The sequence below is a fragment of the Yersinia proxima genome, assembly GCF_902170785.1.
GTDB classification, from domain to species: domain Bacteria; phylum Pseudomonadota; class Gammaproteobacteria; order Enterobacterales; family Enterobacteriaceae; genus Yersinia; species Yersinia proxima.
In genome coordinates, this window is record NZ_CABHYG010000013.1 from 55,941 (window position 1) to 81,496 (window position 25,556).

The window sequence follows — 25,556 nt, forward strand, 5'->3', positions numbered from 1 at the left end:
AGCCCGAAAACTGACATAGGTAAAAGCTGTAGAAGGTTCGCAAACTAACCAGATTAGCCCCTGAATTAAGGGGCTATTCAGTGATTATCCGCTGATTGAAATGGGATTATCGGAAAACAGGATTATCTGGGAACAGTGCGTGAGCTGTTTGGTGCAGGTGATTAGCCAGGACGAGATCGTTCTGATACTGGGTAATCATAATAAGGCTTTGATAAACATTAGGATCATTGTGCAATTGAATGTATTGCTCACCCCATACTCTGAACTGGGTCAGCAATACTGGGTCAGGGTTGTGGTTAAATTGCAATAACAGGTTGATATGTCGAATATATTGGTATCTCTCCCACTGTATATAAGGGTTTATCAGGTTATCCAGCGGCTGCATGTTAACCAAACCACTTCTTTCACTCAGTGTCAGTACTCGCCCTGTGTGGAAGCCCGTTATCATAAATAGCAAGGTGCAAAAGGCTGATAGCACAATTATGCCATACAGCCGGCTTCGCCAATGAGGTTGGGGAAGAGGCCTTGATATCAACATGTGTTCTGGAACCATCAATCTGCCCAATAAAATCAGTACCAGCCAATGTGCGACAGATTGATAAAGAGGCAATTCGGTCATCAGATGTAACGCAATGGGTAAAGTTAGCACCCAGAGAGGAAAAACTATCCTGGGCTGAATCAATAGCGGTTTTATGTAGCCGATAGCTAATACCACCATCCCTACCAGCGCCACAATACCGCCTTCGGCCCAGCCATAAAGCACTTCATTATGGGGATGAGAAGGGTAAGAAAAGTGATTCGGTACTTTACCGGCTTGCGCCAGAGCGTGGGCAAAGACAGATTCAAAGCGACCATAACCCCAGCCTTGCCACGGTTGCTGTCGTATCATGTGCCAGGTGTATTCGAGTATTAACCAACGTTCTTTGTTACTTCCCTCTTTAGATACCAGCGTGCCGCCTATCACCTGCTCCAGCAGATAAGAAGCCACCAAGAGGCTGAACAGGCTACATAGCCACAACCCAGCCATTTTTCGCTGACGCCAGTAATAGAGAGAAAGCAATAATAAGGTTGTTCCCCCTCCGAGCCAGCCAATCCTTGATTGCAACAGCAATAACATGCCGGGGAAAACCAGTAGCGTAAGGGTACTTATGCTTTGTATGGCACGATTACCCGAGACCATAAATAGATAGGCTGCTATGGCATAGCCGGTTGCTAAATAGCTAGCCAGAACATTAACTTGTTGGAAGATGCCATAAGGACGTTGGGCAGGATCAAACTCCATCCAATTATCCGCTGTAAAAACAAACCATTGCAGTGAGGTCAGTATGGCTTGTCCCCAAACTGATAACAGTATTAGCAGCAACCATCCCTGCCGAGCTGCGGGGCTTAATTTCAGCCGAAACAACCCCAGTAGCAGTACTATCCCTCCCCACAAACCGAGCACGCGTGGCAACCAGGCACCGACATGTTGCAATGATGTCGGCCACAATCCAGGAAGCGTTATCATTAGTGCGCCAATCAGCAGCCATAGCTTGCCCGGAGAACTCACCACCTGATGCTCTTCACTTTGCGGCCAATAGAGTGCGATCACCAGCAACGCCATCATGACCCAGATGATGATGTTATGAGGAAGATGCAGTCCGGCACCACCCCGATTGAGCTCATAGTGCAGCATGGAGATAAATGTAACGGCCATGAGCAGCAAAATAATAAGGTTAATTTTACGCGCTGAAAGCGTCATTTTTATTAAGGGTGAAAATAATAATTTCATTTTTTTCAATTGGTTGCTGTCTTTATGATATGACCTTACCGGTTCGTTCGTTAGCGAGCTATTCGGTATCTTGAGCCATAAATACTCAATAATAATAATTATCTTTATTTTTCAGCTGGATGAGCAATAAACCAACGTAATGAGTTCATCACCTTGGTATCTGACATTTTGGCTCTATTTTCATCAACCAACTTCATTAATACCAATCTTGCTGTATAAATATCCAACTGTGCCTTATCTGCAAGCTCTCTTGTTTTTGGCCAATTGATTACAGGAGGAGGTGATTCAATAAACTGTTCCTTCAGAGCATTACACTTTTCTTCCAATATACCCATGACTTCTTCTTTGCGTTGATCATTAGGTTTCATTGAATAATTCCTTATGTGATTTAAATTTTAAGAATGTCTTATTTTTAATTTCTTACATTCTTATTTCTTGGTTTATATTTCCCACATATTAATGGGATATTTCCTACAAACAAAAAGACTATTCATACAAACAATAATCTTTTATCTTATTTATTTTATATGGTTTTTATAATTCTTATTTTTTTCGCTAAAAGGAGTCAATGTAAATTTAACGATTAGAAGAAAAAACCCAGTCTAACAATTACTCTATTTAATCACGGCGGACAATAAAATCTATTGCATTATGTTTCAAACAACTATTTGAATTTAAATATAAAATCTCATTAATTTCAATATGTTAGTTTATTTTTCACATGCTAAAAACCCGACTAACATTTGAGTATCTCAAGGAGTTAGAAAGGTTTGAATGTAATATTATTAAGTTTTTTCTGCTTTTGGCGTTAAAGTGATAAGGATTTAATATCGATTATAATTTGACTTATGGAATAAGCAATCATTAATTTCGAAAAAGCGACTTTTAGCGATCTAATGTGTCGATTTGCTCTTTTTGACAGTGCTATATGTCGAGGGTGCAATGTTTATCGATCAAAGTTATCGATATTATTGTTTTAAATTAGCCAATTAAGATAAACACTCTGAATTTTGACTGTTTGAATTAAATAACTATGAACTACGACGTTATATTTGTATTATCTGCGTCGAACAAAAAGGGCTCTATCGTTATTTAAATGTTTTATTAAGATGTGGACATTTTTCAATGTCGCCATTTTAACTTTATGGCTCTAGGCAGTTGGCGGTTTATTTCTTCGTATTTAATCGATAAGAAATCGCATGAATTTATATTTTTCAAACCACTTCGAAGCGGTATTTACCTTGATTTTATTAAGGTAATTCAGCGGGCAAAATTTTAATTGTGTATAAAGGAATCACGTAATGAAACTGAATAAAACTATCTTGGCTGCTGGTCTGGTATTAGGTTTTGCTTCTATGGCTAACGCGGCTGATCAAGGCCAAGGTACTGTGACTTTCAACGGTTCAATCATTGATGCACCTTGCTCAATCGCAGCCGGTTCAGATGCACAGACTGTTGAAATGGGCCAGATCTCTAACGTGGCACTGCAAAATGGCGGCAAATCATCTGCACATGATTTCAAAATCAAATTGGAAAACTGTGACACCACAACTCTGAAAACTGTAACCACCACTTTCGGCGGTGCAGAATCAGCGGCAGTACCTGGCCTGCTGGGTATCACCGGTGTAGCTGAAGGTGCTGGTATTGCAATCGTTGATGGTACTGGTTCTGTTGTTACTCTGGGTACTGCGACTGAGCAGCAGACTCTGGTTACTGGTAACAACACTCTGGCATTCTCTGCTTATCTGCAGGGTAGCACTGCATCTGACGCTATCAAACCAGGCAGCTTCTCAAGCGTTGCTGACTTCACCCTGGCTTACCAATAAGTCACCTTTTCTAATTGGACATGCGGATTTTTCCGCATGTCTTTTTCTCTTGAGAAAGAAACGTATTGGATGAGCTAGGTGATTTATGTCCAGGTCATTTTTTTTAATAGTGCCTCCTTCCTTACTGATGGCGTCATTGCTGAGTTTCTCGGTAATGGCAGACCCCATAAAGACAGATTGGGGCCGCGTGAGTATGGAAGGAAGTATTACTGATACTGCTTGTGCGATAGACCCCGGTAGTTTGGAACAGACGATTGATATGGCGATTTTGCCTATCGGTCAGTTAGTTCAGAACGGAGTCGGGGATGAACATCCGTTCGCGATCCGCTTGCTCGATTGCACGATAGTTCACCCAGATCCAGATAAGTCGAACCAGCAGCATTTTGTTGTGACATTTGACGGTACTGCGGACGGTAATAATTTTGCGGTTAATGGCGAAGCCGAGGGAGTGGCAATGCAAATCATTGATGATAAAGGCAATATTTCGACTCCTGGAGTGGTATCACCGGAGATCAATATTATCCCTGCTGAGATGAAACTCAATTATGCCCTGCGACTAGTGGGCAATGGCAAGACGCTGCGTGCTGGAACTTATCATTCTAGTGTTCGTTTCAAATTGGATTATTACTGATTTCAATGAGTAAGGTGACATATCTCATGGTATCCGCTCGTTCCATTACCTCCGGTTTTGCCCGTCGTGATTTATTGCGAATTTTGATTGTGATTGCATTAAGTGGCAGTGCTTATGGTGTATTGGCCAACGATGACATTCAGTTTAATACCGATGTGCTGGATACCAAGGATCGCGCTAATTTTGACCTGAGCCAGTTCTCCCAACGCGGCTACATCATGCCTGGGAATTATAACTTGTTGGTTAGCATGAACAAACAGGAGCTTAGCGAACAGCCGATTGTGTTTTACGTCTCAGAAAAAGATGCAAAAAAAAGTGAGGCGTGTTTAACACCCCAGTTAATCGAGTTGTTGGCATTGAAAGAGGATAGCTTCAAAAAGCTGACCTGGTCGCGTGATGGGGAGTGTCTGGATATTAGCAGTTTACCCGGCCTGACCGTGGAAGGTGATTTGGCGAAGTCATCGCTGTACTTGAGTGTGCCGCAAGCCTGGCTGGAATACAGCGAACCGGATTGGGATCCTCCTTCTCGCTGGGAGGAAGGTATTCCCGGTGTGCTGTTTGATTACAATTTGTTAGGGCAATTGAACCGTCAGGAAACGAACAATACCAATAACAATACGTTAAGCGGGAACGGGACCACCGGCGCTAACCTGGGTGCCTGGCGATTCCGGGCTGACTGGCAAATGAGTGTCGACCAATCATCGGATTCATCGACGGAGCGTCAATGGGATTGGAGTCGTTATTACGCTTATCGTGCTATCCCGAGCCTGGGAGCCAAGTTGACGCTGGGTGAAGATTTTCTGAACTCGTCCATCTTTGATAGCTTCCGTTTTAACGGCGCGAGTCTGGCGACGGATGACAATATGTTACCGCCGAATTTACGTGGCTATGCTCCTGAAATTACGGGCGTTGCCCGTACTAACGCACGCGTCATTGTGAGCCAGCAAGGGCGTGTGTTGAGTGAAACGCTGGTTGCTGCCGGCCCTTTCCGCATTCAGAACTTGAACAGTTTTGTCTCTGGTACGCTGGATGTGCGGGTAGAGGAACTTGATGGGCAAGTTCAACAATTTCAAGTAAATACTGCCAGTATTCCTTACCTGACCCGCCCTGGTATGGTCCGTTACCGTATCGCTGCCGGCAAGCCTTCGGATATCGGGCATCGGGCGGAAGGGCCAGTGTTTGGCACCGGGGAATTCTCCTGGGGGATCAACAGTGGCTGGTCACTGTTTGGTGGCGCGATGAGTGGTGAAAACGAATATCAAGCGGCATCTATGGGGATTGGCCGTGACTTGATGGAATTTGGTGCGGTGTCGGTTGATATGACCCAATCATGGGCCACTTTACCCGAGCAAGGCACTTTGAGTGGCGGTTCTTATCGAGTCAACTATTCGAAAAACTTTCAGGAAACAGGTAGTCAGGTGACGTTTGCGGGTTATCGCTTCTCTGAACGTAACTTTATGAGCATGAGTGAATATCTCGACGCGCGTTATCGCAACAATGACGTGGGTGGCAATAAAGAGATGTACACCGTTAGCTTCAATCAGCAATTTCAGGATTTGGGGCTGAGCGCATATCTGAACTATAGCCATCAGACGTATTGGGATCGCTCAGCGAATGACCGCTATAACCTGTCACTCTCGCGTTATTTTGATATCGGTAAAGTGAAGAATGTCAGTTTGACCTTCTCGGCTTACCGTAACCGCTATAACGAAAGTAACGACGATGGCGTGTATTTGTCCATGTCGATGCCATTTGGTAACAGTGCAACTATCAGTTATAGCGCGACGGTGAGTGGCCGTGAGCATAGTCAGCGAGTGGGCTATACCGATCGTCTGGATGCTCACAACAACTACCAGATCAATACCGGGGTAGCACGTAGCGGCGTGTTAGTCAGTGGTAACTATAACCACATAGGGAATAGTGCGGATATTAACGCCAATGCCAGTTATCAGGAGGGGCAATACTCTTCCGTTGGTTTAGGTATTCAGGGCGGCGCAACTATCACGGCTGAAGGCGGTGCTCTACATCGGGTGAATACCCTCGGCGGCACCCGATTGTTACTGGATACCCAAGGTGTATCTGGTGTTCCGGTTCAGGGGTATGGCTCATCGATACGCACTAACCAGTTTGGTAAAGCGGTGGTCGGTGATGTGAATAGCTACTACCGCAATCGGGCCAGTATAGATATTGATAACCTGGCTGATGATGTTGAAGCCAGAGGAACCGTAGCACAGGTCACACTGACCGAAGGGGCTATTGGTTATCGCCGCTTTAATGTGATTTCCGGCGAAAAAGCGATGGCAATGATACGGATGGCAGACGGCACATCTCCACCATTTGGAGCCACCGTGTTAAATGAAAATCAGCAAGAGACCGGCATTGTTAACGATGATGGTTCTACTTATCTCAGTGGGATCAAAGCCGGTGAAACTATGCTAGTAAACTGGAATGGTCAGGCGCAATGCAGCATCACCTTACCGAAGGCTCTTTCTCCAGCAATACTGGCGAATCTACTGTTGCCTTGCCAGCCAATAGCCGCGGGGGATAAACCGCCGGTATCACAGTAGAAAGATTTAGTAACGAACCTGCAGGTAACTGCCCGTTCAGATCAGCGAAAACGTTGGTAACACCAGGTTCTGACAACATTAATTCGAAAGAAAAAGTCATTAATTCGAAGGAAAAAGTAATGAAATTGAATAACAAATTGCGTATCACCACCATTTTGGTGACGGCACTGATGACTCAGCAAGCAACAGCAGCGATTGCACTGGACAGAACCCGGGCCATTCTCAATGGTGGCGATAAGTCGATGAGCTTGAACATCAGTAACCAGAATAAGGAGCTACCTTATCTGGCGCAGGGATGGATTGAAGATGAGCAGGGTAACAAAATCAATTCACCGTTGACGGTTGTTCCACCGGTTCAGCGAGTAGAACCTGGCGCAATGAGCCAGTTAAAAATACAAAGTTTGCCTGCGGTAAATCAGTTGGCGCAAGACCGGGAAACCTTGTTCTATTTTAATCTGCGTGAAATCCCACCACGTTCGGACAAGCCCAATACTTTGCAGATTGCCTTACAAACGCGCATCAAACTTTTCTATCGCCCAACCGGGATCGTGCCACAAAAGGCCGATATGTCGACTCCCTGGCAGGAGAAGCTACAGCTGACTCGTCAGGGTGATCGCTATCAGGTGAATAACCCGACGCCGTATTACATCACGCTGGTCGATGCCAGTGAGAGCAAAACCGGCAAAACAGCAGCAGGTTTCAAGCCGCTGATGATCGCACCAAAAGCGCAGGGCATGTTGGATGTGAGTGCTGCAGCATTAGGCAGCAAGCCAGTGCTGACCTATGTCAACGATTTCGGCGGTCGCCCTAAATTGATCTTTGGCTGCACGGGTAGCACGTGTTCTGTGGTGGAAAGTATCAAGTAACAGCGTATTCCGCTACGACGCATAAGAATAAGACTGGGCGGATGTCTGGCTGAATGATGAAGAAGGAAGATGGGATGGCTGTTAATTGTAAGGGAATAGTGACCCGGCTGGCCATGATTGGGATGACCGCCATCGTAGGGACGGCAACATTATTAAGTAGCCCGGCATGGGCATTAAATAAGACCGCGACGGTCAATGTTTCGGTCACTATTTTTGCCGCACCGCCTTGTGTGATTAACGGTAATAACACTATCAACGTCAATTTTGGCGATACCGTCCTGACATCAGATATCAATGGCACCAACTACATGCAGCCGGTGAATTATACGTTGGACTGTACTTCGGCCGCCTCTAATGCGTTGAAATTAAGCATCATAGGTAATGGGGCAAATTTTGATACCAGTCTCCTGAAAACGAGTCATTCTGCTCTGGGAATAAAGTTGATACGTAATGGGCTGGCATTTCCACTGAATACAGCATCCAACTTTACCTATCCGAATGTTCCGGTATTGCAGGCAGTGCCGATTAAGCAAACAAATGCAACGTTGAGTACGGGCTATTTTTCCGGCACAGCGACCCTGGTTGTGGAGTACCAGTAAATGAAAATTAATTCACTGATTTCACGCTGTTCCGTTGCGGTGGTACTGGCTCTCGGTAGTACGTTTGCCTATGCAGACAACATGCTGTTCTCCGGCACATTAATTAATCCGCCACCTTGTGTGATTAACAACAGCGGAACAATCATTGTCAATTTTGGTAACGATATTCTGACTTCGCGGGTTGATGGTGTTCAGTATATGCAGTCAGTGACTTATGCATTGAATTGTACTGCGGCAGTTTCTAATGCACTGAAAATGACTATCAAAGGCAACGGAGCCAATTTTGATACCAGTGTTTTGAGCACGAATAATTCAGCTCTGGGGATCAAACTGATACGCGACGAACAAACATTGCCACTGAATACGGAGTTCACTTTTTCCTATCCGACAGTTCCTGTGTTGAAGGCAGTACCGGTTAAACAAACTGGCGCAACATTGAGTGCAGGGAATTTTTACGGTACAGCGACCATGGTTGTGGAGTATCAGTAATGAAAAACAGATCACTGATTTCGCATTGTTTCATTGTAGCGGTACTGGTACTGAGTAGTTCACTGGCATATGCGGATGACATGCTGTTCATGGGCACACTAATCAACCCCGCCCCATGCGTGATTAATGGCGGCAGCATAATAGATGTGCCTTTCGGGGAAAATTTGGGTGTTAACAAGATTGATGGCATCAATTATACCCAGACTGTGCCTTATAGCATGACGTGCGAAACAGTCAGTAGCAGCTTGGAATTAGGTATAACGATTGTCAGTGCTGCCGTGACGACATTTGATCCCGCAGCGATACAAACCGATGTTCAGGATCTGGGCGTGCGTATACTGAAGAATGGTATTCCTTTTGCGCTTAATACTCGAGTGGCTTATGACAAAAATAACCCACCGGTACTTAAAGCCGTGCCGGTTAAGGCTGCTGGCGCAACATTAAGTGAAGGACGCTTTGAAGCAACCGCTACATTATTAGTGGATTATCAATAGGACTAAATGATGAATAATTTAAATCTGCTGATGCGTTGTGGACACACTATTTTAAGCATAATTATTTTGAGTTTTTTTGGGACTATACCTGTATTAGCTGCTGACAATATGCGTTTTCATGGCGCATTAGTCGCTGAGCCTTGTACGATTCGCCCTGGTGATGACGCTATTAGTTTAAATTTTGGCACTGTCGTTGATAAATATTTGTATTCAAATCAGCGGACGTTAGGAAAACAGTTCCAAATACATTTGGTAGATTGTGATATCAGCTTAGGTACAACCGCCAATATTATTTTTACTGGTAATGATAGTGTTAATTTACCCGGATTGTTGGCAGTTGACAGTAGTGATATGGGAATAGCCATTGGTCTTGAAACCTTGGCAGGAAAACCGTTGTATCTAAACCAATCGAGTGACGATATTGCACTTGATACGGGTAATAACATTATTACTTTGAAGGCTTATGTCCGGGGTGAACCGGAAGCGATAACTCAACGTACCATTAAGCGTGGTGAGTTTAGTGCAGTTGCAACATTTAACCTGCAATATTATTAATGAGAGTAACTCACTAATTTATTTAAATACGCATATGTCAACACTGAAATTTATTATCAGCCGCTTAAGTGTGAATATGCAGATAGGCAGATAGAGACAATGGAACCTAAACGAATGACACAGCCTAATATGCAATTAAGTTATAAATATTGCTGGCTAATCGCTTGCGTGCTGTTCTTATTCCCGCTTTATAGCCAGGCAAGTGCCTGGGTTTCGACTCAAACTCGAATAGGCGGCCAATATACCGGAACATTCTCTTGGCCGAGTGAGGAATTGACCAACGTACTTTGTACATCCTCATCTTGCTCTGTGGCTATCTGTCACTACTCCAGCCTTGAAGCTGAGCGGTGCCTTAACCCAAGTGCGGCATCAACGCGAGTGGTTGTTTCTCAAGGGGCAACAGCGCAAACCATGCGAGATGCGTTTGTCAGTCGCAACGGTATTTCTGGAAGTTGGAGCACAACGACCCCGGTTTTGAGTTCTTCAAATACCTGTTTTGGCATTTTATATTGGCAAGGGGTGGGGGATTTAAACTTTAGTGGCAATCTGATCCCTGGCTCCTATTGTGGTGCAGTTCCTCCGACTCCGGAAACCTGCGATATTACCGGTGATGTTTATATTAACTATGGCTCACTTAATCAGCAAAGTGTTGATGGTGCAATAAAAAGTGAACCGCTGACCATCAACTGTACTGTCAGAACATCCGTGAAGTTAACTTTGGTGGGAGGACAGAACATCAACATGGGACAAAATGGCAATCTGACGTCCACGTTAAAAGTATCAGGGCAAGACTTATCCAATGGTGTCACGGTAACTGCAAACATCGGTAATACCTCTTTCCCAATTGAATCGACACTTCATGCGCTCGCATTGCCGGACGCAGGAACATTTAGCGGAAGTGGAGTTGTTATTATGTCTTACCTCTAAATACAAAGTTATATGCATTCATTATCTGAGTGCATGATTATTATGAATATTAAATAACGGTTAAAGTTAGTCGTTTTTATTTTCATAAGTTGAGTTTTATACTGTTATATAATATATAGCAGGGGTTACTCGTGGGGTTTATTTATTGTATTATTTAAAATAAAATAAATTCTATTTTTGGTTGTAATTCATTGTGCTTATATAGTATAAATCTCTTGCGTTATATTAATTGGGTGCTGTTTTTTACCTAAAAGTAAAACGCATACTTCAATGGGCTATTAAATAAATAGGCTATAATTTTTTATTTTTATTTTAAGGATTTTTCTCATGAAAAAGATGAACATGGCAGTTGCAAATACAATCGTTGGCGGTACTGGTCAAATATGTAAAGATACTTTCCAGTGGCAGACTAGCGGTACAACTGCAACTTGCATGGCAGTTACTACTTGTACTGATAAACACGGTAAAGTATTAAGCCAAACTTCTGCGCCTAGCAGCATTGCTAACTGCCGTTAATTAAGTATTCGTTAATTTTAATCGATATTTAATCATATCCCAGGTAAGTGCGGGAGGTATTACTGTACTTGCCTGATTTGTTTTTTTTAATGTGTTATTGATGTCTAAATTCAAGAATTTTCGCATTAACTGAATGTTAGATAGATTATTTCGCGGGCATAAATGTCGTTTGATTTTGTTTATGTCTTACCTTAACTCTGATTGTGAATATACCCGTCATACTTCAAGCTGCATATGCGTTGGCTGCGTTCAATCACCCGAATCACTTACTACAGTAAGCTCATCGGGACTCTCTCGCTTGCCGCCTTCCTGCAACTCGAATTATTTAGGGTATAGGACTGAATATATGTCTACCCAAAAAAATATGTTTAGAAGTAAGGGATTCTTTATAGGCTACACACTGTTGGTTATCCTTATATCTTCATTGATAACAACGGCCTATTTCCACTATTTCGTCCTCAATCAGGATGCACAAGAAAGTTTATTCTCTGTCAGCAGCAGTGACATTGAAAACAGCCCAATCAAAGACGATAACAGCATTATCGAGATCTTCTCTTATGGCTGCCATTACTGCGCCATCAATGAAGAGAATGTCACCCAATTAGAGAACCGCATGCCAGAAGGAACGCGTTTTATCCGCCTGCATATCAGCAGTGATAAAACTACTGGCTTAGGGCGTTTCGCACCTATTTTCGCCACTTTATCCGTTATGGGTATTGAACCGCAACATCGCCAGAGCGCTTACAAAGCGGTACTTGAAGACAACATTGATCTTACTGATAGCCAGCAACTCGAAACCTGGTTAAAAGCGAACGATATAGACGTGGCGCTATACCAGCAAGTGAGTCAATCAGCTGAAGTTAAAGCGTTAATCGCCTATATGACGGCAGTGACTGCGCATTACAAGATAGATGCGACTCCGACCTTTATTGTTGGCAAAAAATGGATAGCGTTGCAGGACAGGGAATTCCCTGCATTCTCAGACCACCTCTTGTCATTACTCGAGCACGATAAGGCGCTGGAGAAATAATGAGACTGTTAGCCGTATGGGGTTATTTTGCCTGGCGAAACCAGCTCGATAAGTTGGCTTTTGGTGGGCGCTTGCTCGCTCGCGGGCAGGGCAAGATAGCAATCTGGCTGTTACGGCACGGTGATTATCGTTTCTTGCTGATGCTCGGTGCATTGCGCCGGGCTTTCGGTTTGGCTTCACGGCGCCAGAAGAATCTGGCGCAAGTGGCTGCGGCCAACAGCCAGTGTTTGCTCAATGACCACAATAGCCCATCAGCACGGAATTTTATTGGTACTGCACAGCGCCGTCAGGTGTTGGAACTGGCGGCAACTTATGGCCAAAACCGGCAAGTTTTAGCCCAGTTAGCAGCCTGTACCAAGCAGTTAGACCGTCAGGTTAGTGCGCTGCATGAGGCTGGTTCTCCGGTGATTTTGGCACCATTACATATGGTGTCAGATGTGCTGGCTGGCATGGTGGGTGCGAATGTTTATCCGGGTCAGGCGACCGTAGTCGTTTCTGCCAGCGCGGAGGCTTATGAAGAGCAGGCGCGGCAGATGGGTGGTGTAAATATTTCCTATTGTTCCATCCATGCTGATAGCCGTGCCATCGCCGGTAACCTGATGGATGCCATCATGGAAGCGGCCGAGCACAAGCGAAATATTATGATTTTTCCGGATATTACGCCGGACTACACCGTTAATAATCAGCCAGCAGAAACAGCAAAAATGGCCTGCCAACTGTTTAACCGCCCAGCCAATTTACACAGCGGCATCATTCGCCTTGCCAGAGCATTGTCAGCGCAGGTGGTTTTTTATTATCTGTATTACGACAAAGAAATAAAAATACATATTTATCCGGCAGTTAGTGCGCGGGAAGCGAAAAATAAATTGCCTGAATTGATTGAAACATCTCTGACGCAGCATCCACAAGATTGGCTGTTATGGCACTCACATTCGTTATTTTTTATTAACGAATAATGTCACTGACGAAGAATAGTAGAAAATGGAAAAGATAATCCCAACGCTAGTTTTTCAAAGCGAAACTAATGAATGTGGTTTGGCCTGTATTGCGATGCTGGCACAGACGCAGGGCATCAATGCACCACTGGAAAGTTTACGTGAGCGTTATCCTGCCTCTGGGCATGGCACATCACTGGCCACGCTTTGCACTATTCTATCTGAGTTGGCAATACCGGCTTATCCGGTGGTGTTTGAACATCAGGAACTGTCAGCCTTACCATTGCCCGCCATCTTGCATTATGGTGCCAACCATTATGTGCTGCTGGCGTATCGTAAAGGTAACTATGTCTGTGTCATGAACCCGGCTATCGGGCAGCAGTTACTGCCGCTGGATGCACTGAAAGCAGAAATCAGTGGTTATGCGCTGGTACTGGATCCGGAAACGCCTGCCTCACCTGATGCGGTGGAGAAGATTGAGCACAGCAAGCGACTCAGTGCGCTCGATTGCATGAGCTTGAAAGAAACGGCCAATATTCGCGGCATCTATTGGCTGATGACGCTGGCGTTTTTGATTTCGCTGACACTGTTTATTATGCCGACCATGGTCAGCAGCGCCATCAATGATGTGCTCTCTTCTGCGGGCGATAAAGATTTCCCCTATTTCTATTTTCTGCTGGCTTTTGTGGTCTCCACGTCACTCGCTTTTTGCGTGCGATATATCACTGAGCGTTATATCAAACACTTTGTGGTGCTTAACAGTGTCGCGGGTTTCTCTCGCTTACTCAGTCACTCGCTTAACTTTTTTGATAAACGAGCGCCGGGTGACATCTTTAGCCGGTTCTCGAACTGGCAGATGGCGGCAACGCAAAAAATCGAACTGGATAATGGCCTGCGTACTGATTGGATAATTGGTGCCATCGCACTGGCAGTAATGTGCTATATGAGCCCGCTGCTGGCGATGGTATCTGCTATTGGTGTCATGTTGATGGGCCTTATCAGTATTTGGGCCATCTACCGTGACCGCTACTACACCCAGCAGTTGCAGGTGAAAGGTGCCGAGCAAAGTGATTTTATTCTGGAAACTATTCAGGGTTTTTCCACCATTAAATCGGCCGGTTTATCCAGCCAGCGCCAAGGGGTATTTGCGGGTTTGGCGCTGTCGTTATTCACGACGTTGCAGAAGAAGAAAATCTACGATCAGGTTAAAAATAGCCTGTATCAGCTGATTGGTAGTCTGGAAATGGTGTTCTTTATGCTGCTGGCTTTGCCGCTGTTGAAGCAAGGGACACTGAGTCTGGGGGAGTTCTTCGCCTATAGCTTTGTGCGCGAGATTTTTACCTCCTATATCACCAAGATTTTCTATGCGATTTTGCAGAAAAACCAGTTGCACGTTATTGATATCCGCGCGCGCGACCTGTTTCCGGCCGGGCAGTCTACACCACCGGAAAAGCGTTCATCCATTCCGACTGCACCACCGACATTTACGCAGAAATTGGTCTATCAGAACATTCGCTTCGCCTACGATGCCAGCCAGCCGGTATTGCGTGATTTATCGCTGTCCCTGACGCGCGGGCAAAGTGTGGCGATTATCGGTGAGTCCGGTGCCGGGAAAAGTACTTTGCTAAAAGTGATGGCAGGATTGATGCCACCACAGCAAGGGCAGGTATTGGTCGATGGCGAAGCTGTTGATTTCCAACAAGCACATGCTCTGTTCTTTCTGCAAAGTCAGGAAGACATTTTGTTTAATGCGTCGGTATTACAAAACATCACTTTGTTTGATGGACATCTGGATACCGATAAGCGCCAACGTATCGAACGCTCATTGCAAGGGTTGCAATTAACCCAAGTCATCGAAAAATTACCCGGTGGCCTCAACGCGCTGGTGCGCGAAAGTCACGCTGCGCTTTCATTGGGGCAACGTCAGCGCTTATTGCTGGCTCGCGCTATGTACAGCGATTGTCCGGTATTGGTACTGGATGAACCCACGGCCAACCTGGACGAAGAAACCGCTCAGCAGGTGATGCAGACTCTGCTTACCCATTGTCGTGAATATCAGAAAACTTTGATAACCGTAACTCACAGTGAAAGTGTGTTACCGCTGTTTGACCGTGTTTTCCGCTTAAATGACGGCCAATTGGTACGCCATGCTCAACCGATGACCTCAAGTCACCTGACGCCAGTGGCGGTTAACTGATGCGTATCAATCTGAAAAATAAGAAACATCAGCTCATACTGGGGCTGTTTATTGTTTCGTTGCTGATTATCGGTAGCGTCATTGCGTTGTCAATCTCGGATAACCAGCAGGATGCACCGCAGTTAACTGAAACCATTGGGCGCGGTGATATCGAACGGAATGTCATGGCAACCGGCAGTTTAAAACCTTCATTGCAGGTCAATGTGGGCGCGCAGGTGAACGGGCAACTCACCAAACTGTATGTCAAACAGGGAGATCGCGTTACCCGTGGTCAGTTGTTGGCTGAGATAGATCCGACTTTGCAGCAAAACGAATTGCGTAAATCGGAAGCTGAATTACAGAGTGCGCAGGCGCAGAAGCAGGCCAGTCAGGCTTTGTTACGCCAGTACCTGCTCGAGTTCCGCCGCCAACAGACCTTGGCAAAAGAAGGTTCTGGCGTGAAAAGTGCGCTGGAAAAAGCACAAGCGCAATATGACAGCCAGCTAGCGCAATTGCATGTAAATGAAGCGCAAATTGTGCAAAGCCAAATGGCGATGGAAACAGCAAAAGCCAATCTGGGCTTTACCCGCATTATGGCTCCGATTGACGGTGAAGTGCTGGGTATTGTCACTAAAGAGGGGCAAACTATTGTTTCTTCTCAAACTGCACCGACCATTTTGGTGCTGGCGAATGTCGATACCATGACGGTACACACGCGCATTTCAGAAACCGATATTCTCAAAGTCAGTGTAGGGCAACCCTTGTGGTTCTATGTGGTCGCTGACCCCGAGCGTCGCTATGACAGCCGGATGGATGCTATTCAGGAAGCGTCGGCTGAAAGTTTGCGCGAAGACAGTTCTGGCTCAGCAAACAGCCAGCAACCTTCTGCGGTTTATTACAACGGTATATTCAACATTGCCAACCAAGAGCGGTTATTACGCACATCAATGACTGCGCAGGTATTCATTATCACCGCGCAGGCAAAAAATGTGTTGCGAGTGCCACTGTCTGCGTTGGGTGAACAACAACCCGATAAGCGCTATCGGGTGCAGATTATCAACGGCAAACAGACGTCAGTGCGCTGGGTCTCTGTTGGCCTGCGTAATGCGCAGTATGCCGAGGTGAAAGCAGGGCTGGCGCAGGGCGACCAAGTGCTGTTGCTGGGAACGCCAGCGGGAGTCAGCAGTGAACATTAATGCCGTTCATCCCACTGGTGCACACGATAACCCATTGATTCAACTCAAGGGGATCTATCGCCATTTTACTTCCGGCGCAGAATCCGTAGCGGTGCTCAAGAATATCTCATTGTCGATTCACAACGGCGAAATGGTGGCAATTGTTGGTGCTTCTGGCTCTGGTAAATCGACACTGATGAATATCATCGGCTGTTTGGATAAGCCCACACAGGGCGAGATGTCGATTCATCATATCCCGACACGGCAGGCCAGCAGTGAACAATTGGCGCAATTACGCAGCCAGTACATCGGTTTTATTTTTCAGCGCTATCACTTGATGCCGTATTTAACTGCGACTGAGAATGTGGTTATCCCTGCGCTTTATACCGCCATGACCGCCAGCGAACGCCATGAGCGTGCGGTGTATCTGTTGCGTCGTCTGGGGCTGGGGCAGCATTTACTGCACAAACCGGCACAATTATCCGGTGGGCAGCAGCAGAGAGTGAGCATTGCCCGGGCCTTGATGAATGGTGCCGGTATTATTTTGGCCGATGAACCTACTGGTGCGCTCGACCGCAGCAGTGGTCAGGAACTGATGAGTATTTTGCATGGTCTGCATCAGTCCGGCCACACCATTATTATCGTGACCCACGACCGCAATATCGCCAATCAGGCGCAGCGCATTATCGAAATTAGCGATGGAGAAATTATTGCCGATCGAACTAATGAGGCAATAGAGGCCAGCGCGATTCAGGCTGCATTACCTGCTCCGATTGCCACCGGCCGGCCGCATTGGTGGCTGAGTGTTAGAGAAGCGATCAAAATGGCCTGGCGTGCCCTGCTGGGACATCGAATTCGCGCCTTTTTATCAATGCTGGGCATCATTATCGGCATTTCGTCGGTAGTGTCCTCTATGGCGGTGGGAGAAGGTGCCCGTCAGGAAATTCTCAATGAAATTAGCCAATTGGGAACCAGCAATCTGGACATTCGCCCAGGGCTTGGTTGGGATAAACCGCGCCCGGATTTTGAGCGCGCACTCTCGCAGGCCGATATTGAGCTACTGAGCCAGCAACCTTATGTCGATAGCCTGTCCCCAGTGGTGAGCAAAATGGTCGCCGCGGTGCGGGGCGACAAACAAGTGATGGTATCGCTTTCTGGCGTGAGCCATGGATTCTTTCAGGTAAAAGGGCTGAATTTTTCTGTGGGTGATGGTTTTACCCAGAGCCACGTCAATGCGCGCGAGCCGGTCGTCATCCTGCAACCGGAACTTAGCGATACGCTGTTTGCTGCCGGGCAAAATCCACTAGGCGAAATTGTTCAGCTCGATGGTATTCCCTTGCGTGTGATCGGTGTCGCCAGGCGCGGTGGCTCATCCTTTGGTGGGTTACTGGCCGCGTGGATGCCTTATACCTCACTCACCGAGCGTATTTCAGGTGACATTCCGCTGGAGTCAATAGCTGTGCGGGTGCGCGAAGGTTACAACCTGAATAATGTGCAGCGCGATGTTGAGAAACTACTGGAAAGTGCCCACGGTCAGCGCGATTTTTTCATTCTGAGCAATGACCAGATGAGTAAGGCAATTCAAAAAACCTCTGACTCGATGACATTACTGATCACCTCGATTGCCGCCATTTCGCTGCTGGTGGGCGGAGTTGGCGTGATGAATATCATGTTGGTGTCGGTGACTGAACGCACCCATGAGATCGGTATTCGTCTGTCGGTCGGTGCTCGTCCAGGCGACATCATGACCCAGTTCCTGATTGAAGCGGTGGTGATTTGTACTCTTGGCGGCCTGATAGGGATCGTTGGCTCGGCGCTGGCAGGGGTGATTTTCTCGTGGGTTACCCAAGAGTTCACCATGATTTTCACCTGGCCGCCGTTGGTGTTGGCTTGCAGTTTCTCCGCGCTTATCGGGTTGGGATTTGGCTTTTTCCCGGCGCGCAATGCCGCTCGCTTGCATCCAACTGAGGCATTGGCACGAGAATGACCAGATTGATGATTAAATTTTCAATATTACTGATAAGCCTGCTGCTTATGGGCTGTGGCTCACTACTGAAAAGCGAATATCAGCGGCCGATGTTGTCAGTTCCCGATGAGTGGCGAGTGAAAGATACCGGGGGCGGTTACCTGCACCATAGTGTGCACTGGTGGGAGAATTTTGACGATCCTCAACTGTCGGACAGCATCAGTCGCATGTTGGTCAGTAATAACGATTTGGCCGCCGCAGGTCTTAAGTTGCAACAGGCACGCCTGACGGCAGGGCTGACCAATACCAACATGACACCGAACGTTACCTTAACTGGCGCAGGCAGCAACACTCGCTCGTTGAATGAAAATACTCAGCCGCGTGAGAGCTACAGCACCTCGCTTGGGCTGAGTTACGAGCTGGACTTGTGGGGCAAACTGGCCCGCGCCCGTGAACAATCTGCGTGGCTGGTGAATGCCACCGAGCAGGATCGACAGGAAACTGCGTTGTCACTCATTGGCACCACCGCGGATCTCTATTGGCAGATTGCTAAATTCAATCAGCAGTTGAGTTACCAACAGGCGGCGTTAGCTATTTCGCAAGATACGCTCAACATCGTGCGTTCACGGCTCGCGGCGGGTGATGCCAGTGAAATTGAGTTATTGCAGGCGCAACAAACCCTGTTGGATAGGCAAAATCAATATCAAAACCTTGAGCAACAACGGGAAGCTGCGCGTAATGCCATGGCATTACTGTTTAACCGCGCCCCAGATTATCGCCAGTCCGAACGCCAGTCATTGGATTTAAAACAACAAGTCGCGATAGCGAACAGTGTGCCACTACAGGTTATTGCTCAGCGGCCAGATGTGCAGGCGGCCGAGTGGCGCTTGCGTGCGGCATTGGCTGGTTCCGATGTAGCGAAACTGAATTTCTACCCGACACTTTCGCTGGGAGCGACATTAGATGCCGGTAGTGCGGTGTTTTCACAATGGTTTAGCAACCCGAGCCGGACACTCAGTGCCAACAGTGCGTTGCCTTTCTTACAGTGGAACACCGTGCAACTCACCATTGACCAGTCAAAGTTGGATGTGAAATTGGCTGCCGTGGATTTTCGCAGCAAGGTTTACAGCGCCCTTAAAGATGTCGATGACGCCATGACGGCACGGCTGAGTTATCAGCAGCAAAAACAGAATCAGTGGCAGAACCTACAACTTAGTCAGCGGCGGTTAACGCTGACTAACAGCCAATACCAGGCAGGTGCCGTTTCATTTCAGACCTTACTGGATGCGCAGGATGCCCTGCTGACCAGTGAAACCAGTTTGCTCGAACTTCAATATAACTATCTGAATGCCACCATGAAATTGTGGTTGGCGTTAGGTGGCGGCGTTGATAACAGCAGGGACAGTAAAGGAATTAAATCATGACGAATACAGTTAAACAGCGCCGGGTGGTTGTCACCGGGTACGGCAGTGTGACCCCGATGGGCATGACTGCGCAGCAAAGCTGGGAAGCTATTATGGATTATAAATTGGGTTATCGTTATTACGATAAATCCGCGCAGGGGATCAAGTCGCGCTTTTTTGGTCTGCTGGAGGCTGAACCTAATTTGAAATCAGTCCCTGCCGCAATACGTCGCCGCCTGCCGCGCTATGCCCGACTGGCATTGGCCGCCGCACGAGAGGCCATGACGATGGCATTCGCTGAGAAATCTGTCGCAGATTATTACGATTTGCTCGATTGCGGCACTATCATCGGTAGCGGCTGGGCAGGGCAGGATGAAACCCATGATAACTATGAAGGTTATCTGGAAACCGGCTTGGGCACCCCGTTTGGCTGTTTCTTATCGATGCCGAATGCGGGTACTGCAGCATGTAGCTTGTATTGGGGATTGCGCGGTTATCAGAATTCACCGATTGCCGCCTGCGCCACCGGCACCATAGCCATTGGTGATGCATTTGAAATTATCCGCAGCGGGCGAGCCTCCATGATGCTGGCAGGGGCGGGTGAGTCTCTGCGCAGTAATGCGGCAGTATGGAATATCGATATTTTGGGTGCCCTGGCGCGCGAACAGGAAGATGCCAGCAAAGCCAGTTGCCCATTCAGTTTGGACCGAAACGGTTTTGTGTTATCCGAAGGCGCGGCGGTGCTGTGTCTGGAAGAACGTGAAGGTGCGATTGCCCGTGGCGCGAATATCCTCGGCGAAATTAAAGGCTACGGTAACTATTCTGATGCGTTTGATTTCACTGCCCCGGCAGAAGACAAAGTGGCGCGGGTGAAAACCATTAAGCACGCCTTGCAACAAGCGGGTTTGAGCGCCGATGAGATTGATTATGTCAACTTACACGGCACCTCGACTCAGCTTAACGATCTGAATGAAACCCAAGCTATTAAGCAAGCCTTTGGTGCAGCGGCCTATACCACGCCACTGTCGAGTACCAAATCCTATTCTGGGCATTTGATTGCCGCGGCGGGTAGCTTTGAATCCATTATCTGCCTGCAAGCGCTGGAACATCAGATGATGCCCGCGACCTGTAATCTGAAAAATGCTGACCCACAGTGTGACCTTGATTACATCAGTGAAGGGCATCGGCCAAAAACCTTGCGCAATACGCTGAACCTGAGCTTCGGTTTTGGTGGTGCGAATGCCGCATTGGTTATCGGGTTGGATTAAGTATGAACTCGACTTTTAACTACCACTACAGCCTCAACGACGCCGAGCGTTGGGCTGAATTTTCCGGTGATTACAACCCGATCCATTTTGACCTGCAACATGCGCAGCATCTGGGGCAGGAGCAACTGACTGTTCACGGTATGCGCGCCATGCTGGATATCAAATATCAGCTCAGTACGGCGTTATTACCACTTTTTCCAGAGGTTGAATTCCTGCGTTTTAATGCCCGCTTACGTCAGCCGGTACAGTGTCATACCTCGTATCAACTGCAACTCAGCGCAGTGGCAGGGCAGGTGAGCGGTAATCTGATGGATATTGGCAGCGGTGAGAGTTGTTTTACCGGCAAACTGCGCAGTGCGCCGGCACTGGTGCAAACGGGCACTGAATGGGTTTCTTTATCTGCGGATAAGGTTTTCCAGTTCAGCCAGCAATTCCTGGGCGATGCATCGCAACCAGCTGAATGCTGGGGTTTTTTCGATGCCTTACTGTTCAAGCTGTTGGTCGCTGCGCCGCAAACATTGGCAACGGCCAGGCAGGTGTTACCGGGGATTGAAGCTGAAACCTTGATTGATGTTTTCAAGTCGGTGCCGGTTATCCAGACTCACCATGATGTGCATTTCAGTACAGATTTGCTGCGCATCAATCATCCAAATGTATTTGTCCGCAGTGCACTGCAGTATGCCATCGAACCGACACTGATTGTTGGTAGCCCTACCGATGGCTGGGTATTGCGCGCGGCTATTGCGGCCCGCTCAGACTTAGGGCCATTAATTACCACAGCAGTAACATTGAAAACGTGGCCGTTAGCCGCGCATTAAAAAGGATAAGACCATGGAAAAGTATCAACAAGTTTATGACACCGTATGTGAAATGTTGTGTGACGCCAAAGATCTGGAAATGTCGGCACTGTCACCAGAGATGCCACTGCACCAGTTAAAACTCGACAGTCTGGATTATGTCGAATTGATGGTGCTGGCAAAGCGTGAATTCAGTGCCACGCTGAATGCTGAGATGTTTATGGAAAATCCGGACATGACCTTAGGAGAGCTTTGCCAGAAGTTGGCCGAGCAGAAGAAATAATATTATGAGCAGGCAATGGGTGTTAATTACCGGAGGCAGCCGTGGCATTGGCCGCGCATTGGTCGAAGAACTGGCCAAAGAGTGGGATGTTGTTTTTACCTGGCGCAACGGTGAACAGCAGAGCCGCGATGTCATTGCAAGCTGTGAAGGGCTACCCGGTCAAGTGACCGGCTATCGCTGTGATGGCAGCAATGAAGCGGATGTCGATGCGCTGGCACCGCTATTGCTGGAAAAGTACGGCTCACCGGGCGCGGTAATTCATAATGCTGGCATTACTGGCGACAGCTTACATATTCAGCAAAATGGTGATAACTGGCGCAGTGTGCTGGATACCAATCTGAATGCGGTTTTCTACTGGAATAAGCATGTCTTGCCGCAAATGATGATGCAGGGCGAGGGCGCAGTATTGCTGATGTCTTCGGTGACCGCGATTAAAGGCAATATCGGCCAGAGTGCTTATGGTGCCAGTAAAGCGGCACTGATTGGCCTGGGCCGCTCGCTGGCGCTTGAGATGGGGCGTTTTAATATTCGCGTTAACTGCCTGTTGCCAGGGGTGATTGACAGCGATATGACCCGCGACATGCCTGCTGATGCCTTAAAAGGATTACGTAAGCAGATACCATTACGCCGTTTAGGGAATGCACAAGAAGTCGCTCGCGTCAGCGCCTTTATGATCGGCAATGACAGCCGTTATATGACCGGGCAGACCTTGGTGTTAGATGGCGGGTTGACGGCTTGATATCGCCATAAAAATCGCTATGGAAGGTAATGTCATCAAAGTGATACGCGATTGCCAGCCCGATAAGCTGGCAATCAACAGTCTCTACTTAGAAATTAATTCGGAAGCCAATATTGGCCATCACTGGTGACTCAACATGCGTACCCTTACGATAATTGGCTTCAGCATAAACCGAAGTTTGTTTAGTCAGGTTAACATCCATGCCCAGCCCGTATTTAGCCGTATTACCAGATAAATCATTATTAAAATCATTTTCTTGGTTGATGGTCACTGTATTGGATGTAATAAACTCTCGTTCTATTGCGACCTTGGCGTAAGGGCGAATGATTGCACCATTTTTCAGGTCAAACTTCGTTCCAACGTGAGTTCCTAATTCGCCTTTTGCTGAACGATTATCATCAATGTTCGCTTTCATGCCATTGTTGAGTGCAATATCTTTAGCTTGTGCGGTGTAATAACTGGCACGAGCATAAGGTTCAACAAACCAATTATCGGACAGTTTGTAATGATAACCTGCCTCAAGTGAACCACCTGCCGCATTTTGATTGTAATCGCTTTGTACTGAGCCACCGTTTGTCATATTTGCATTCAGTGAGTTGTTAAAGCGGTTAGCCTTAAGAACCGCATCAATATAATAGCCACTGTTATCGAAATAACTGCCGTAGGCACCCAGACTATAACTATCAACCTTACTATTTCCGCCACGAGTATGTTTCACGCTGTTATTACTATAAGAAGTAAAACCACCCAAGACTAACTGGCCTGAAGATAAACCAAATATCTTATCGGCACCTATTTCAAAACCATCTTGCTGTAAACGATATGCAGCATCATGGGCAGCATTGATACGCGTATTATTGGTCAAATAGCGCCCCCAAACACTGGCATTTTCGCCTTTACTATTATTTAAATCGCCTTTACGTGAGCGTAGATTCTGCAATTCACCATCAAAAATAAACTGATTAGCTGAGGCCATACTTAATACGGCGTCTGTGGATGGTGTGGTTTTCATCTCTATTTCTGGTGTCGGCACTCCAGGTACTTCTGGTATTTCTGGTGTAGGCACTCCAGGCACTCCAGGCACTTCTGGTATTTCCGGTTGTACTGATTCAAGACCTGCATCCAGAGTGCTTCCTAAATACCACAAGTTTCCCCCAGTTCGTGCTAAGTTGTTGCTCTTTTTCAAACTATAGACATATGTACCACCATCAATTTCCGTGATGTTGGCACCAGAGAGTGAAGCCAGTGAGAATTGTGCCTGGCCACTGAGATCGTGGATAAGGTCTAAAGTCGTCTCGCCTGGTGTGGTTATTTCGTCGCCAGAATCACTTACCATTACTTTGTGCGAACCACTGGCATTCGCGATAGTGACAAAGTTGCCTTTGCCTTCGGCAATCGAGGTGTTGAACAGGAAAGAACCTGCACCGGAAAGTGTACCAATATTTAATGAGGTATAATGACTGCCAGTGCCTGATTGAAAGGCTACCTCTCCGCCATTTAAAATCAAATCATCAACAGTTGCCGAGGCATTATTTGCGGCATTATATCGTACGACTAAACGGGTATTTTCACCGTTAAGAACTACATTTTGCGCATAGGCACCATTAGTTTCATTAGTATCAAGGTAAATAGCCGCAGCATTATTAACTTGTGTTAATCCGGTTAGTTTTCCTCCGGCCCGAACCCAAGAATAAGCACTATCAAATAGGGTGGTATCTTGTGATTCACCACCCGAATATATATTTTGGTATGAAGTTCCGTTAAATGTTGCTGCACTAGAAAATCCATTATCATCAATGCGTTGGTAGGCTTTGTCATAAAATTTCGTATCAATACTATGACCATTTGCAGCTACAATTTGACGGCTAGAATCCACAAATTCAGAATCATATGATGTGGCTTTGGTATCCCAATTTCGATCTTCTCTCTTCATGCCCCACAGCATTTCATAGGAGGTATCTTGATAACGGCTATTAGTAATATAAGGGTCGAATTGAATACTGCCATCTTCCTTAGTCTCCGTATAAGTTGAACCATCCATAGCAAACTGGGTAGAGACAATCACTGCTGAATTACCTTTGGCTATCGTTTGGTCTGCCGAAGTCATGACCCACATCAGGCTGTTATTTAACGTGGTATTTTCTGCCCGACCTTCATAAGTGGGGCCACCCTGATAATGGGTGCCAGTGATAGTAAAAGTGCTGTCATTGACTACGGTATAACGGATAGTGCCCAAGGCAACGGATGACGCGAAATAATTATGGGGATAATATAATTTATATCCTTCACCATTAAAGACAAAATGATTATCTTCAGTACCGGCTGTTACACCGTCTCCCAAAGAAATGCTGTGAAATTCTCCTGCACCGAATTTAGTTTGCTCGCAAATATCATTTACTACATAACCGCCACAAGGTGCTGCATTTGCGCTTACAGGACTTGAGGCGTAAATAATGGATGAAATAGCAATGCTTAAATAGGTTTTTTTTATATGTGTAGTCATTAGAGTAAGGTTCCTGGTTATTTTATCAATTTATTGGTTT

At 46.6% G+C, this 25,556-nt stretch carries 23 protein-coding genes; 20 read left to right on the forward strand and 3 right to left on the reverse strand.

Annotation, left to right across the window (positions count from 1 at the left end; all coding sequences use genetic code 11):
• Nucleotides 1-106: 106 nt before the first annotated feature.
• Nucleotides 107-1,771: an O-antigen ligase-like protein WaaL-xs gene (gene waaL-xs / locus FTB31_RS11245; RefSeq protein ID WP_227720423.1), complete on the reverse strand. Its 1,665-nt coding sequence runs from the start codon at nucleotides 1,769-1,771 to the stop codon at nucleotides 107-109.
• A gap of 104 nt (nucleotides 1,772-1,875) precedes the next feature.
• Nucleotides 1,876-2,139: a faeA-like family protein gene (locus tag FTB31_RS11250; RefSeq protein ID WP_077174195.1), complete on the reverse strand. Its 264-nt coding sequence runs from the start codon at nucleotides 2,137-2,139 to the stop codon at nucleotides 1,876-1,878.
• 933 nt (nucleotides 2,140-3,072) lie between these two features.
• On the opposite strand from FTB31_RS11250, the gene FTB31_RS11255 reads away from it, so the two are divergent.
• The 20 genes from FTB31_RS11255 (at nucleotide 3,073) to FTB31_RS11350 (ending at nucleotide 23,013) form a co-directional block, all read left to right on the forward strand.
• Entirely contained in the window at nucleotides 3,073-3,597 is a 525-nt protein-coding gene (locus FTB31_RS11255) for a fimbrial protein (protein ID WP_077174194.1), read from the forward strand.
• Between the two features lie 127 nt (nucleotides 3,598-3,724).
• Nucleotides 3,725-4,228: a fimbrial protein gene (locus tag FTB31_RS11260; RefSeq protein WP_175628027.1), complete on the forward strand. Its 504-nt coding sequence runs from the start codon at nucleotides 3,725-3,727 to the stop codon at nucleotides 4,226-4,228.
• A gap of 26 nt (nucleotides 4,229-4,254) precedes the next feature.
• Nucleotides 4,255-6,795, forward strand: a complete 2,541-nt coding sequence (locus FTB31_RS11265; protein WP_175628015.1) for an outer membrane usher protein — start codon at nucleotides 4,255-4,257, stop codon at nucleotides 6,793-6,795.
• 119 nt (nucleotides 6,796-6,914) lie between these two features.
• The gene (locus tag FTB31_RS11270; RefSeq protein ID WP_175628014.1) at nucleotides 6,915-7,661 is read left to right on the forward strand and encodes a fimbria/pilus periplasmic chaperone; all 747 of its coding nucleotides are present in this window, start codon (nucleotides 6,915-6,917) and stop codon (nucleotides 7,659-7,661) included.
• 74 nt (nucleotides 7,662-7,735) lie between these two features.
• Nucleotides 7,736-8,260 carry a fimbrial protein gene (locus FTB31_RS11275; RefSeq protein WP_175628013.1) on the forward strand — a complete coding sequence of 175 codons (525 nt, stop codon included), beginning with the start codon at nucleotides 7,736-7,738 and terminating at the stop codon, nucleotides 8,258-8,260.
• The gene (locus FTB31_RS11280; RefSeq protein WP_077174190.1) at nucleotides 8,261-8,749 is read left to right on the forward strand and encodes a fimbrial protein; all 489 of its coding nucleotides are present in this window, start codon (nucleotides 8,261-8,263) and stop codon (nucleotides 8,747-8,749) included.
• Entirely contained in the window at nucleotides 8,749-9,243 is a 495-nt protein-coding gene (locus tag FTB31_RS11285) for a fimbrial protein (protein WP_077174189.1), read from the forward strand. Before FTB31_RS11280 ends, FTB31_RS11285 begins: the two co-directional genes overlap by 1 nt.
• 9 nt (nucleotides 9,244-9,252) lie before the next feature.
• Nucleotides 9,253-9,798 carry a fimbrial protein gene (locus tag FTB31_RS11290; protein ID WP_227719789.1) on the forward strand — a complete coding sequence of 182 codons (546 nt, stop codon included), beginning with the start codon at nucleotides 9,253-9,255 and terminating at the stop codon, nucleotides 9,796-9,798.
• Between the two features lie 114 nt (nucleotides 9,799-9,912).
• Nucleotides 9,913-10,725 (forward strand): MrpH family fimbial adhesin, encoded by an 813-nt coding sequence (locus FTB31_RS11295; RefSeq protein WP_175628012.1) that lies wholly within the window; start codon nucleotides 9,913-9,915, stop codon nucleotides 10,723-10,725.
• 327 nt (nucleotides 10,726-11,052) lie between these two features.
• A complete protein-coding gene (locus FTB31_RS11300) occupies nucleotides 11,053-11,241 on the forward strand; it encodes a DUF4762 family protein (protein WP_227731385.1) in 189 nt (62 codons plus the stop codon).
• A gap of 403 nt (nucleotides 11,242-11,644) precedes the next feature.
• Nucleotides 11,645-12,271: a DsbA family protein gene (locus tag FTB31_RS11305; RefSeq protein ID WP_077174326.1), complete on the forward strand. Its 627-nt coding sequence runs from the start codon at nucleotides 11,645-11,647 to the stop codon at nucleotides 12,269-12,271.
• A complete protein-coding gene (locus FTB31_RS11310; RefSeq protein WP_227719497.1) occupies nucleotides 12,271-13,227 on the forward strand; it encodes a lysophospholipid acyltransferase family protein in 957 nt (318 codons plus the stop codon). Before FTB31_RS11305 ends, FTB31_RS11310 begins: the two co-directional genes overlap by 1 nt.
• A gap of 25 nt (nucleotides 13,228-13,252) precedes the next feature.
• Nucleotides 13,253-15,403, forward strand: a complete 2,151-nt coding sequence (locus FTB31_RS11315; protein ID WP_227731386.1) for a peptidase domain-containing ABC transporter — start codon at nucleotides 13,253-13,255, stop codon at nucleotides 15,401-15,403.
• On the forward strand, nucleotides 15,403-16,578 hold the full coding sequence (locus FTB31_RS11320; RefSeq protein WP_077293268.1) for an efflux RND transporter periplasmic adaptor subunit: 1,176 nt from the start codon (nucleotides 15,403-15,405) through the stop codon (nucleotides 16,576-16,578). The genes FTB31_RS11315 and FTB31_RS11320 overlap by 1 nt, the downstream gene beginning before the upstream one ends.
• Nucleotides 16,568-18,544, forward strand: a complete 1,977-nt coding sequence (locus FTB31_RS11325) for an ABC transporter permease (RefSeq protein ID WP_227731387.1) — start codon at nucleotides 16,568-16,570, stop codon at nucleotides 18,542-18,544. Before FTB31_RS11320 ends, FTB31_RS11325 begins: the two co-directional genes overlap by 11 nt.
• Nucleotides 18,541-19,947 (forward strand): efflux transporter outer membrane subunit, encoded by a 1,407-nt coding sequence (locus FTB31_RS11330; protein WP_077174181.1) that lies wholly within the window; start codon nucleotides 18,541-18,543, stop codon nucleotides 19,945-19,947. Before FTB31_RS11325 ends, FTB31_RS11330 begins: the two co-directional genes overlap by 4 nt.
• Nucleotides 19,944-21,194: a beta-ketoacyl-[acyl-carrier-protein] synthase family protein gene (locus tag FTB31_RS11335; RefSeq protein ID WP_077293264.1), complete on the forward strand. Its 1,251-nt coding sequence runs from the start codon at nucleotides 19,944-19,946 to the stop codon at nucleotides 21,192-21,194. Before FTB31_RS11330 ends, FTB31_RS11335 begins: the two co-directional genes overlap by 4 nt.
• Nucleotides 21,195-21,196: 2 nt before the next feature.
• Nucleotides 21,197-22,012, forward strand: a complete 816-nt coding sequence (locus tag FTB31_RS11340) for a hotdog family protein (RefSeq protein WP_227731388.1) — start codon at nucleotides 21,197-21,199, stop codon at nucleotides 22,010-22,012.
• Between the two features lie 13 nt (nucleotides 22,013-22,025).
• A complete protein-coding gene (locus tag FTB31_RS11345; RefSeq protein ID WP_005163225.1) occupies nucleotides 22,026-22,274 on the forward strand; it encodes an acyl carrier protein in 249 nt (82 codons plus the stop codon).
• A gap of 4 nt (nucleotides 22,275-22,278) precedes the next feature.
• On the forward strand, nucleotides 22,279-23,013 hold the full coding sequence (locus FTB31_RS11350) for an SDR family NAD(P)-dependent oxidoreductase (protein WP_227731389.1): 735 nt from the start codon (nucleotides 22,279-22,281) through the stop codon (nucleotides 23,011-23,013).
• An 88-nt stretch (nucleotides 23,014-23,101) separates the two neighbouring features.
• Here the strand turns inward: FTB31_RS11350 and FTB31_RS11355 are convergent, their stop codons facing one another.
• Entirely contained in the window at nucleotides 23,102-25,516 is a 2,415-nt protein-coding gene (locus tag FTB31_RS11355) for an autotransporter outer membrane beta-barrel domain-containing protein (protein ID WP_227728770.1), read from the reverse strand.
• Between the last annotated feature and the right edge of the window lie 40 nt (nucleotides 25,517-25,556).